This window comes from Treponema sp. OMZ 906, assembly GCF_024181185.1.
Classification (GTDB): domain Bacteria; phylum Spirochaetota; class Spirochaetia; order Treponematales; family Treponemataceae; genus Treponema.
Map to the genome: position 1 here is coordinate 1,516,183 of NZ_CP051196.1, position 12,276 is coordinate 1,528,458.

A 12,276-nucleotide genomic window follows, 5' to 3' on the forward strand; every position below is an offset into this window, starting at 1 on the left:
AATAAAGATTGGTGGTATTACCACATACCGCTATTCTAAATATGAGATTATATGAAAAAGAAAAAACGAACAACGGCTAAAAGCAATAAAGAACGTTTTATCGAGCAGATGGAGACACTGCTGTTGATGCACCTTATCCTGCCGGGAGAGCTGTTACCGCCCGAACGGGAATTGGCACAGCAGATGGGTGTCTCTCGGCCGGTCATCCACGAGGGGCTTTTGGAACTTGGTGCGAGAGGGCTTATTTCCATTCGGCCGCGGCATGGCTGGATTGTCAATAACTTCACAGAAGAAGGTGCGCTGCCCCTGCTTTCAAGCCTTTATCGTTTTTCGGCACCTCAGTCTGCCGCCCGTATCGATGCCGATTTGGAAGAAGTCCGCCGGATGATTTTGACAAAATCATTGATGCAGTATTTTGCTGCCGATACGGTGCAGAAACAAACAAATTCACCGCTCATTGAGAAATTACATAAGATACACAGAGAAGAACATAAAAATATCGAGGCCCATTTACGACCTGCTGAAATACGGCGGCTGACCGAATTGGATTTTCTCTTTTACCGTGCAATTATCGAGGCGGGTGGCAATACGATATTTCTCCTTCTCTTTAACTCGGCACGAGAATTGTACCATCAAAAACTGGAGCAGTTTTTTACGGAAAATACCGAGAGCATTCGGACAGCAGCCGCCTTAAAATCACGGTTGATTGCCTATATCACGGAGAATAAACGGAATGAAGCGTTCGCCTTACTGGAAAAAATGATCTCAACGAATGCATACATTCATACGGAAGCTGACGGACGGGAAAGTCCGCCGATTATGAGGGAACAGCATTATGAAGAACTATCTTCAAAAGCTTGAGCGGAAGATAAAGGAACGGTACCCGCAGCTGAAACTTTCGGCAGAATGGGACGGCCGGTCGGTAATATTGACCGGAGATGCTCCTACCGTTGAAGAACGGTACACCGTCGGCGCCTTTTTTGCAAGAAAATGTAAAAAGCTCCCGGGATATAAGGGTTTGGTTAATGATATAACCGTTGCTGGAAAGGCTGAGCCGCCGATGCGGATGCCGGAAGTGCGGGATAATCTTTTAGCAGGTAAAACATTCGATATCGTGATTATCGGCGCGGGTGTTGTCGGATGTGCAATCGCACGGGAACTATCCCGCTATGATTTAACAATCGCCGTGCTCGAAAAAGAGTGCGATTGCGCAATGCAGGCGTCCTCCCGCAACGACGGCATGATTCATCCCGGCTTTGCAGATAGTCCTTCAAAGATAAAAGGCAGACTGAACACTCGCGGTAACCGCCTGTACCGCAAGCTCGACAAAGAACTCGGCTTTCAAACCGAATGGCCGGGCAGCTTTATGCTATTTGATTCCCCGCTCCTAAAACCGCTTGTGCCCTTTATGCACCGACGGGCGGCAAAAAACGGCGTTGAAGGTCGCGTCGGTTATATGAATAAAAAAACGATACAAAACATGGAACCGAACCTGAGTACGGAATACTACGGCGGTTTTTGGATGCCCTACTCCGGCATTGCCTCTCCTTTTAAGGTAACGATTGCCTTTGCGGAAAACGCTGCGGCAAACGGCGTATCTTTTTTCTTTGAAACCGCCGTAACCGGTTTTGACAAAACGAACGACTTGATTTCGGCAGTGTACACAAACCGCGGTACGCTGAACGCCCGCCTGATTATCAACGCAGCGGGCGTATGGTCTGATAAAATTGCGGAATTTGCCGGAGACCGTTTTTTTTCCATTCATCCTCGAAAGGGCATGGATATCATCCTCGATAAAAAGAAAAAGGGAGCGCAGCATACCATTATCGGAAAACCTAATCTTCTAAACTCTTCAAAACAGCACTCAAAAGGCGGCGGCATTATCCCCTGTATAGAAGGGAATATCCTTGTCGGGCCGACTGCGCATGAGGTATATGACCGTGAAGACTACGGTACCGACTCCGAAGATGAACGAGCCTTGCTTGAGCAAATGTCTATGAATAAAACGCTTTCGAGGGGTGATATCATCGCGTATTATAGCGGTATCCGCGCCGCGACGTGGGAGGAAGACTTTATCGTTGAAATGTCCGAAAAGGTACCCAACTTGATTCATGCAGCGGGCATTCAATCGCCGGGTTTTGCTTCCGCTCCGGCAATTGCGGAAGATATTGCAGCGCTTGCGCTCCGGCGCTTTCCCGCCGGCCTCAAAGAAAAACCGAACTTTATATCTCGCCGCGCCGCACCCCGCGAAACAGCCTCGATGCACGATGCCGAGCGGCATACGCTTATCAAACGAGATCCGCTCTATGGTAAAATCGTCTGCCGCTGCGAGCAAATCTCCGAGGGAGAAATACGGGATGCGATACGCAGCTGCCGTGCACTCGGTATACAGCATATCAGCCTTGATGCGGTAAAACGCCGGTGCCGCGCAGGAATGGGGCGGTGCCACGGCGGTTTTTGTACGCCGCGGGTAATGGAAATCATCAGCAGGGAAGCCGGCATTCCGCTTGAACGCATTACTAAAAAAGGCGGCTCCTCGTACATACTGAACAACCCACTGTCGGCAGATGAGGGGAAGGCGGCATTATGAAACGCTTTTATGATATCATTGTGATTGGAGCGGGACCCGCCGGTATGGCTGCTGCTCTTGCCGCCGCCGAAAAAGCTCCGCAGTGCAGCATCGCACTGATAGAGCGGGAAGAGCATATCGGCGGTATTTTAAAGCAGTGCATTCACGACGGCTTCGGACTTATTCGGTTTAAAGAGCGGCTGACCGGTCCCGAATATGCATGGCGGTACCGCGATATGCTCGCTCAGCATTCCAACATCGACATATTCGTATCCACCTTTGTTATCCGTATCGTGCAGCAGAACGGCGGCGGCTTTGAATTGACCTTTACCAATCCGAAAAACGGCATTTTTACCCTTTCCTGCACGGCGCTCATTTCCGCGACAGGCTGCAGAGAACGTACCGACCGGCAGGTGTTTATCCACGGCGACCGGCCTTCGGGGGTATTCACTGCGGGGCAGGCACAAGCCTTTATCAACCTAAAGGGATACCTCCCCGGCAAGCGGTTTGTCATTTTGGGCAGCGGAGACATCGGACTCATTATGGCGCGGCGGCTCACCCTCGAAACCGCAAGCGTCGGCGGCAGCGTAGAGGGCGTCTACGAGGTAAAGAGTGAACCGTCGGGACTTACCCGCAATATTGTGCAATGCCTTGAAGACTACGGTATTCCGCTCCACCTTTCTACGACGGTGAGCGCCTTGCACGGGGCAGGACGCTTGGAGGGCGTAACCGTTACGCAGGTTGACGGACGGATGCAGCCGGTCGCCGATACGGAGCGGTATATCCCCTGCGACACCCTCATTTTGAGCGTCGGGCTTATCCCCGAAAACGACATCCTCGACAGTCTCGCGCCGAAAATGGATACGCGGACAAAGGGACCGCAGGTTAATCAATATATGGAAACAACCGTACCGGGACTTTTCTCCTGCGGAAACGCACTCCATGTCAACGACCTCGTAGACTATGTTTCCGAGTCGGGCAGTATTGCCGGGGAACAGGCTGCCTTACTTTGCAGCGGAACAGCATTTGAAGGCAATACCGCCTCAGAAAGAGCTGCGGCAACGGAAATACAGCCGGCGGCGCAGGCTGAGCTATGTAAAAATCCTGCTGAAATTCCCATCTATGCTGATAAAACGCTGCTATACCAAACACCCGCCCGCATCGCACCGGACGGGAAGCAGGCGGTTCTGTACTTCCGGTCTGCGGCACAGCGGGAGCAAGCGGTATTGACAATTAGAGCGGAAACAAAAACAGGCTCAAAGACTCTTTTCAAAAAAACATTCCGGTTGTTAAAACCGCCGGAGATGGAACGGATTATCGTGGATACCGCATCAATACCGGCGTATACGAAGCAGCTATCCGTTTCGCTGACAGACGCAGAACCGGCGCATCAGGCAAAGGAGGCTGAATGATCAAAGAGCTGACTTGTATTGCATGCCCGCGCGGCTGTGCATTAACCGTGACAATCGACGATGCAACGAATATAATAGTAGTAAGCGGAAATAGCTGTCCTAAAGGAATCAGCTACGGCAAACAGGAAGTGCTGTGCCCTATGAGAACGCTCACCACCACCGTTGCCTGCAAGCCGGCTCGGCATAATGGAGAAACGACAGGATTCGGTGAGCCTGAGTTTATTCGCCTGCCGGTAAAAACCGGATGTGAAATTCCGCTTGAGGAGATGAAATCTATGATAGAAAAAATACGCACTATTATCGCCTCCGCGCCGGTGCGATACGGAGACTGTCTTGCCCAGCTTACTGCTGAAAACGGAACTAAAATACCGATTCTCGCCTGTGCAAGTACGGAGGCTGAATGATTATGACCGATCAATCGACGATTATCTCAATTGACTGCGGTACCCAGAGCCTGCGTGTTATCATCTTTGCGGAAGACGGTTCGGTACTTGCAAAGAAGCAGATTATGTATAAACCGTGCGTCAGTCCGCGGCCGGGATGGGCGGAACAAGATCCCGCAGTGTGGTGGGGTGCGCTGTGCACAGGTGTAGCGGCACTCAAAAACAGTCATCCCGATTTAATGGCTCGCGCAAAGGGAATCGGCGTAACAGCTCAGCGGGACACCGTCATCCTCATCGGTAAAGACGGAAACGTGCTGCGCCCTGCGATTACGTGGCTCGATACCCGAAAGGCACACGGCCGGTATCATCCGAATTTCATTATGAAGGCTGCGCTGAAAGCCGTTGATTACTACGAAAAAATCATGCACTCCCAAAGCGACGGTCAGTGCAACTGGATACAGGAAAACGAGCCGGAAATTTGGAAAAAAACTTGGCGGGTACTGATGGTATCGGGCTATCTGCAATACCGGCTTACGGGAATTGCTGCCGATTCCCCTTCATCGCTGGTCGGACACATTCCCTTTGATCATAAAAAGCAAAAGTGGGCATCGCCCGGACACATCACGGCAAAGATATTTCCGATAGATGATGATAAAAAATGCAGTGTTGTCCAAAGCGGGAAAGAGATCGGACGGGTTTCCGCTCAAGGCGCTCTGGAAACGGGGCTTCCTGTCGGTATACCGGTCATCGCCTGCGGCAGTGATAAGGCATGCGAAACGCTCGGTATGGGATGTCTCGATGCGAAAACCGCGTCCCTCAGCTTCGGAACAACGGCAACGGTGGAAATATGCACCGACCGCTACACGGAACCGATCCGATTCCTACCCGCATACAGCGCTGCCTATCCCGGGCGTTGGGTACCGGAAATCGAAATATTCCGCGGCTACTGGATGATCAGCTGGTTTAAGGACGAGCTCGGCTATGAAGAACGGGCAAAGGCGACGGCAACCGGTATTATTCCGGAGCAAATTATGGATCGTCTCCTCGACTCCTCCCCGCCCGGCTGCTACGGCCTGATGCTGCAACCCTATTGGGGCGCCAGCCTTAAAGATCACTATGCGAAAGGCTCGATGATCGGGTTCGGCGACGTACACGGACGGCACGCAATATACCGCGCAATCGTCGAAGGGCTCGCCTACTCGCTGCGGGAGGGGTTGGAACAACTGCAACGGCAAAGCGGTGTTCCCGTACAAAAGGTTGCCGTTTCGGGCGGAGCCTCGCAGAGCGACCGTATCTGCGGCATCACAGCGGATATTTTAAACAAGCCGCTTGTCCGCGGTGCGACAACGGAAACTTCCGCACTGGGTGCCGCGATCTTAACGGCGTACGGGACGGGGTGTTATTCAAGTATCGAAGAAAGCGTCAAAAACATGGTTCATATCGCGCAGGAATTTACCCCTTCACCGGATAACCGCGAATTATATGATGAACTCTATCAAATATACACGCAGATATATCCTATCCTCAAGCACGTGTATAAACGGATACGGGAAGTAACCGGTTATCCGTCATAAAAAGTAGTTTTAATAGGAGATGGCTATGGCTGAACGTAAGGTATACAAGAATTTTAAACCGGAATGGGAGCAAGTTCCCCCGCCACCGGCTTCATTCCGTTCGATTTTAAAATGGGGAGACCCCAACGAATTTAAGGAGCCGAATGAGAGGCTCTTCACCTTTATGAAAGGTGAGCTCGGCTTAACCGATGCGGATTTTCAGCGGAAGGGTGCCGACGGACATGAAGTTGTGCCCGAAACATTAGCGACGCCGCCGCTTGAACCGGAGCATGTCGCGTTCTTTGAATCCGTGTGCGGTAAGGACAATGTAAGCACCAAGGGATACAACCGGCTTTCCGTAGCCTACGGCAAAACCATGTACGACCTCTACCGGCTGCGGGAAAACATCACCGAAAATGCCCCGCGGGCAGTGCTCTATCCTTCAAGTCATGAAGAAATCGTGCAGATTGTCGAATACTGCCAAAAGCAGCACATTCCCCTCTATGTATACGGCGGCGGCTCTTCCGTTACCCGCGGCGTAGAAGCGTTTAAGGGCGGCATCAGCCTTGATATGCGGCGGAACTTTAACAAGGTGATTAACTTTAACGAAACCGATCAAACCATCACGGTTGAAGCGGGGATGTCCGGCCCCCAGCTCGAAAAAATCTTGAGTGAAGCGAAAACCCGGTTCGGCGCACGGCACGTTTACACCTGCGGACACTTTCCGCAGTCGTTTGAATACTCCTCCGTCGGCGGCTGGACGGTAACGAGGGGCGCCGGTCAAAACTCAACCTATTACGGCAATATTCACAATATCGTGATGGGGCAGACTTATGTTACCCCCACCGGTGTCATTAAAAGCTACGGACTTCCCGCCCACGCAGTCGGCCCTGATATCGATGAGCTGATGATGGGGTCGGAAGGAGCGTTCGGCGTACTGACGCATGTAACACTGAAAATTTCCCGCCTGACTGCGGAGAACCGCCGGTATTTCAGCTTTATGTTTAAGGACTGGCAGAGCGGACGCGACGCCGCGCGGGAAATTATGCAGGCCGAAGCAGGCTATCCTTCCGTGTTCCGCCTATCCGACCCCGAAGAAACCGATGCGATGATGAAGCTCTACGGCGTGGAAGGCACCCCGCTCGAAAGCTTGATGAACCTCCGCGGATACAAAGCGCATGACCGCTGTATGTTTTTAGGCTGGACGGAAGGTGAACGAGGCTTTTCTTCAAATCTCTTCCGCATCGTAAAAAAAATCAGCAAAGCCCACGGCGGACTGTACCTCACCGGCTATCCCGCACATAAATGGGAAGAAGGCCGCTTTACCGACCCCTATTTGCGGGAATCGCTGCAGGACTACGGCATCATCATCGACACGATGGAATGCTCCGTTACATGGGAGATGATGGGGCGTGTGCATGAAAAGGTACGCGCCTTTGCAAAATCCCGCCCGCACACGGTCTGTATGACGCACCTTTCCCATGCGTATGAGCAGGGAGCCAATCTCTATTTTATCTTCATCGGGAAATTCCGCGATAAAGAAGAATATGCAGAATATCAGTTCGGTATCTTTGATAATATCATGGAACAGGGAGCTGCGATGAGCCACCACCACGGTGTCGGCAAGATGACGGCAGCATGGGTGGAGCAGTCGATCGGCACGGATAGGCTGAATATTTTCCGCGCGTTAAAAAAGCATTTTGACCCCGACAACATTATGAACCCGGGCGGTACCCTCGGTATCGACATGACCGAAGAGCAAAAGCGCAAGCCGAAGTTCTGCAGCAGAACATGGGATAATCCCGCGTATTAAGGGGTATTGCTCAAAATAACGGAGCCGCTAAAAAGAGCCGGGGCTGTCCAAAAACTTCAGTTTTGGACAGTTTCCTTAGATTTAGATGCGATGTTTAAAATTAAGTTATTACTGTATAAAGACTTAATTTTAAACTCGCGGGGATGTCGAAAAAGTAACCAACTTTTGAGACATCCCCGGTTTTCGTTTTTAATGTAATTCTTCAAACCCGTAGGTTTCTTCTTTTGTATTAAAGAAATAGTTATAGGATTTGGAAGCCTCTACTGTAATTTCCTGTTTGCTTGCACCGTAGGTTGTTGTAACGGAGCGGTAAAAGAAACCGGGACGAGTTTTTGAAAAAGACGATTCGACGACATGGGTTCCGGGAGTAACATAGAATCCGGTTGAAAGCTTTTCTCTAAAGTAGAACGGGCGCTCCCCGTCGACGCTGCGGATGGTTATCTGTTGAGCGGCACTCGCCAGATAACCGGTTACCGAACTCGTTTTACCGATATATACTTTTACCGCATCGGGATGTTCATTCAGCCAATTTGTAACGCGCTGTTTATCCTTCTTCGTTTTAAAGATTGCAAATGCAAAATAAGCAAGCAGCCCTATCGGAATAAGGATAAAATAATAGATATGTGAAAAACTTGTATTACTCATGATGGTGTCCATGGGTTTTCTCCTTTACGGTTGTCAATTTAGCCGGTTCATCAGTATTGTCCGTGCTGAGTTTGGTTACGGAATCTCTATTAATTCCCAAATCATCCAATAACTTTATAAACTGCGTAATACCGATTAATTCGCAGTCAATCAGTTCTTCATTTTCTCCCGGGCGAGTAAGATAGAGCGAACATTCCGTATCGCCGCCCGAACTAACGGTTTTTGCCCGTATCGCTGTAGCGGAAATCGAATAGGTATCGATTTTTTTTCCTTTTTTTATCGTCAATGTATTGCCGTCGGTTTCTATAACAATCATGTTGCCGATAATGACAAGCCAAATATAGCCGGCGAAAACTGCTAAAGCTATCAATAGCAATAATACGGAACTTTTAAGCCAAATTGATGCAATAAAAGTCACAAAGAGAGCGGCTCCCGCACCAAAAATGAGATTCACGAGAACTCTGTGCGGACGTGTCTTATAGACATTGCTCATTTTTTCCTCCTAATAAACTTCGGAATCGAAAGCATTATTATAATTGAGCAAGATAGTTTGTCAACCCAATCTAAATTTAGAGGATGCGAATTTACAAGATCGCACAAATAGATTACTGAGACGCCCTATTACACCACATATTGAAATTCCTTTCCATTCTATGGCATACTGCTTTCCGCAAGGAGAATACGATGGAACTCATACATCAAGAAAATAGAATTTATGCGGAAAACGATACCGGAAAAGTTATTGCCGAGGTTACCTTTCCGCAGGAGAATGACTCGACGGTTTGCCTCGACCATACCTTTGTTGATGATTCGCTGAGAGGACAGGGCGTTGCCGGTAAGCTCGTTAAAGAAGTCGTAGACTATGCCCAAAAAAACGGAAAAAAGATACGGCCTCAATGCTCGTATGCAGCTGATTGGTTCAATAAACATTCGGAATACGCAGATTTAGTCGCGCATTAATTAAACCACCAAGCACGCAGAGACCGCAAAGGATTCTAAAAAGAACACTCTTATCGAATTCCTTTTCTTTGCGATCTTGGCGGCCTTTGCGGTTACATTTACCAATTAGTTTATCTTTATCCCTCGCAAAGAGGAGGCACTTGAGTACTTATGAATGTTTTAGCTGAAAAATGTAAAGAAGTTATTTTTTCAGTTTTACCCATTGCCGTGTTAATTTGTATTTTGAACTTCCTTTTTGTGCGAGTTGATTATACTTTTTTTATTCAGTTCTTAATCGGCGTTGTTTTTATCTGCATCGGACTTACGATATTCCTATTCGGAATAGACATCGGTATTACGCCCATCGGCGACGTGATGGGGCAGTTCATCACCGCAAAAAATAAAATCTCAGTGGTTATTATCGGGGCGCTCATACTCGGCTTTTTTATTTCGATTGCCGAACCCGATCTGCAAATCCTCGGCGCTCAAGTGATGCAAGTCACCAAGGGGGCAATCCCGCAAACCACGCTGATTGTTATCGTTTCAATCGGTGTCGCGGTATTTCTTGCCGTCGGATTATTAACCATTGTCTATCACATCCCGCAGCATAAAGCTTTTACTTTCTCGTATGGATTGATATTGCTCTGTTCGATTTTTTCGGTACGGGAGGGCATCTCGATAGCCTTTGATTCTTCGGGTGCAACGACCGGCGCGATTACGGTGCCGTTTGTTCTGGCAATAGCAGCAGGTGTTTCCCGTATGAAGAAAAACTCCATTGCATCGGAAACGGATTCTTTCGGACTTGTCGGAATGGTTTCGGCGGGAGCAATCTTGAGCGTGCTTGCAATAACCTTGATACGGCAGTTACCGGCTTTTGATAATGATTTCAGCATTTCGGAACCGGCCGCCGGTGCATCAATCCTTACCGCCATCTCCGAAGCGTTTAAGCATGCTGCCTCTGAATCGATGCTGTCACTGTTACCGATTGCGATTATCTTTTTACTCACCGATGTATGTTCGTTACGGTTGAAAAAAAACACCTTGAGCGGAATTATTAAAGGGATGATTATCACCTTTGTCGGCTTAATGTTATTTTTAGCGGGAGTAAAAACGGGTTTTTTGGATCTCGGCTTCCTGATTGGGCATAAAATCGGAGAGATTGCAAATCTACCGCTCATTTTAATCATCGGGGCTTTTATCGGCTGCGTAGTCATCCTTGCGGAGCCGGCCGTTTATGTATTAACCAAGCAAATTGAAACCGTCAGCGCCGGCTATATTCCGAGAAAGCTGGTACTCATCTTTCTTGCACTCGGCGTGAGTATTGCGACATTTCTGTCGATGCTGCGGATTGTCATTCCCGCATTTCAACTCTGGCATATTCTATTGCCGGGATACATGGTCGCGCTTGCGCTTTCGTGGATTGTGCCGGAGCTGTTTGTCGGTATGGCTTTTGATGCAGGAGGGGTCGCGTCGGGTCCGATGACGGCAACATTCGTGCTCTCCTTTGCGCAAGGGTTGGCGGCTGCAACACCGGGTGCAAACGTACTTATCGACGGGTTCGGCATTATCGCAGCAGTCGCTTTGGCGCCGGTTATCTCGCTGCAAGTACTCGGATTACTTTTTTATTTAAAACAAAGGAAGGGGACATGACCGCTTTTTCATTATTGATCATTTTAGTGCCACATGGACAAGCGCGGAAAATTATTCACGAAGGTAGGGAACTCGGCCTTATCGGAGCGACGACGCTGCTTGCTCAAGGTACGGTAAAAAGTAAGCTGCTCGATTTTCTCGGCATCAATCAAATCCAAAAGGAATTGATTTTGACAATGGGAGAACATGATAAACTTGCCTCGATTATGGAGGAACTGAACCGGCGGCATAAAGTAACCAGAAAAAATTTCGGCATTGCGTTCATCATTCCGATTACCTATTCAAATAAACATTTCAGCGGAGCAATGCCGCCGGAAACGCAAAAGGAGATACAAGCTATGAAGTCGGCGATTTTTACAATTGTAGATAGAGGACGAGCTAATGATGTTGTGGACGCTACCATAGAAGCGGGAGCACGCGGAGGCACCATCCTTCACGCCCGCGGTTCGGGGGCGAATCAAACAAAGCTGATTTTCGATATTGAAATAGAACCCGAAAAAGAAATTGTCTTAACAATTGTAGACCCCGAACAGGTTGAACCCGTCGTTGCCGCCATCCGCAGCCACAGTGATATCGAAAAGGACGGCCACGGAATCTTATTTGTGCTGCCCATCACCGACGCCTACGGAATAAAATAGTAGAAAAATTACTGGAATATAGTATACTCTAAGAAGGCGCTGTAGGTCATAAGGAGTTTTTGTGGTGATAGAAACAACTCTTAAACAAAAAGCGATGGATTATTTTGCAATGCTTGATAATGAGCAGGCTCAAATGGTTATTTCATACATGGAAGCAATTGATTTTTCCACTGAAAAACAACAACGCAGTCTCGCCGACCTAAAGGGTAAAATTCAATTTGCTGATGGATATGATTATAAAGCAATGCGGAGTTCTTAATGATTCTAGTAGATACTTCTGTGCTGATCAATTTTTTTCGTGGCAGGGAAACAGTCGGTACTGTATATTTTGAAAAATTACTTGAAGAACAAAAACATTTTTGTATCAATGAATTTATTTATCAAGAAATTTTGCAAGGTTCAAAAGACGAAAAAGAATTTTCCGTTTTGAAATCTTATTTACGTGACGTACCGTTGTATTCTCTAAGACTCGGTATTTGCTCCTTTGAAAATGCAGCTCTGCTGAATTTTCGTTGTCGTAGAGGAGGGGTTACAATTCGTAGTACGGTCGATTTACTGATTGCAGAAACGGCAATTGAAAATAATATTCCACTTCTACACGATGATGCCGATTTTGTAAATATGGCTCGAATTATTACAGAATTAAAACTTGCTGTGTAAATCAAAACCGCTTA

13 protein-coding genes are annotated in these 12,276 nt (G+C 48.4%); 11 read left to right on the top strand and 2 right to left on the bottom strand.

The genetic code is table 11. The features are described 5' to 3' along the window. Positions 1-51: 51 nt before the first annotated feature. The 6 genes from E4N69_RS06770 to E4N69_RS06795 are packed head-to-tail and all read left to right on the top strand — an operon-like array spanning position 52 to position 7,730. Entirely contained in the window at positions 52-861 is an 810-nt protein-coding gene (locus tag E4N69_RS06770; protein ID WP_253713843.1) for a FadR/GntR family transcriptional regulator, read from the top strand. Beyond that, positions 836-2,590, top strand: coding sequence for an NAD(P)/FAD-dependent oxidoreductase (locus E4N69_RS06775; RefSeq protein ID WP_253823344.1), 1,755 nt, complete (start codon positions 836-838; stop codon positions 2,588-2,590). The genes E4N69_RS06770 and E4N69_RS06775 overlap by 26 nt, the downstream gene beginning before the upstream one ends. After that, entirely contained in the window at positions 2,587-3,981 is a 1,395-nt protein-coding gene (locus E4N69_RS06780) for an NAD(P)/FAD-dependent oxidoreductase (RefSeq protein ID WP_253823345.1), read from the top strand. Before E4N69_RS06775 ends, E4N69_RS06780 begins: the two co-directional genes overlap by 4 nt. Beyond that, positions 3,978-4,385, top strand: coding sequence for a DUF1667 domain-containing protein (locus E4N69_RS06785; protein ID WP_253823346.1), 408 nt, complete (start codon positions 3,978-3,980; stop codon positions 4,383-4,385). Before E4N69_RS06780 ends, E4N69_RS06785 begins: the two co-directional genes overlap by 4 nt. Continuing rightward, the gene (locus E4N69_RS06790) at positions 4,382-5,938 is read left to right on the top strand and encodes an FGGY-family carbohydrate kinase (protein ID WP_253823347.1); all 1,557 of its coding nucleotides are present in this window, start codon (positions 4,382-4,384) and stop codon (positions 5,936-5,938) included. Before E4N69_RS06785 ends, E4N69_RS06790 begins: the two co-directional genes overlap by 4 nt. A 25-nt stretch (positions 5,939-5,963) precedes the next feature. Beyond that, positions 5,964-7,730 (top strand): FAD-binding oxidoreductase, encoded by a 1,767-nt coding sequence (locus E4N69_RS06795; RefSeq protein ID WP_253823348.1) that lies wholly within the window; start codon positions 5,964-5,966, stop codon positions 7,728-7,730. A 189-nt stretch (positions 7,731-7,919) separates the two neighbouring features. Here the strand turns inward: E4N69_RS06795 and E4N69_RS06800 are convergent, their stop codons facing one another. Both E4N69_RS06800 and E4N69_RS06805 read right to left on the bottom strand, forming a co-directional pair. Then, positions 7,920-8,387 (bottom strand): hypothetical protein, encoded by a 468-nt coding sequence (locus E4N69_RS06800; protein WP_162663611.1) that lies wholly within the window; start codon positions 8,385-8,387, stop codon positions 7,920-7,922. After that, entirely contained in the window at positions 8,368-8,868 is a 501-nt protein-coding gene (locus E4N69_RS06805; RefSeq protein WP_253823349.1) for a hypothetical protein, read from the bottom strand. Before E4N69_RS06805 ends, E4N69_RS06800 begins: the two co-directional genes overlap by 20 nt. 140 nt (positions 8,869-9,008) lie before the next feature. On the opposite strand from E4N69_RS06805, the gene E4N69_RS06810 reads away from it, so the two are divergent. The 5 genes from E4N69_RS06810 to E4N69_RS06830 all read left to right on the top strand — a co-directional run bounded on the left by E4N69_RS06810 (position 9,009) and on the right by E4N69_RS06830 (position 12,262). Next, entirely contained in the window at positions 9,009-9,335 is a 327-nt protein-coding gene (locus tag E4N69_RS06810) for a GNAT family N-acetyltransferase (RefSeq protein WP_371922345.1), read from the top strand. Between the two features lie 150 nt (positions 9,336-9,485). After that, positions 9,486-10,964 carry a DUF1538 domain-containing protein gene (locus E4N69_RS06815; protein WP_253823350.1) on the top strand — a complete coding sequence of 493 codons (1,479 nt, stop codon included), beginning with the start codon at positions 9,486-9,488 and terminating at the stop codon, positions 10,962-10,964. Further along, complete coding sequence (locus tag E4N69_RS06820; protein ID WP_044016065.1) at positions 10,961-11,602, top strand: P-II family nitrogen regulator; 642 nt, start codon at positions 10,961-10,963, stop codon at positions 11,600-11,602. The genes E4N69_RS06815 and E4N69_RS06820 overlap by 4 nt, the downstream gene beginning before the upstream one ends. Before the next feature lie 64 nt (positions 11,603-11,666). Further along, positions 11,667-11,861: a hypothetical protein gene (locus E4N69_RS06825; RefSeq protein ID WP_162663616.1), complete on the top strand. Its 195-nt coding sequence runs from the start codon at positions 11,667-11,669 to the stop codon at positions 11,859-11,861. Next, positions 11,861-12,262: a type II toxin-antitoxin system VapC family toxin gene (locus E4N69_RS06830; protein ID WP_162663617.1), complete on the top strand. Its 402-nt coding sequence runs from the start codon at positions 11,861-11,863 to the stop codon at positions 12,260-12,262. Before E4N69_RS06825 ends, E4N69_RS06830 begins: the two co-directional genes overlap by 1 nt. Positions 12,263-12,276: the final 14 nt, after the last annotated feature.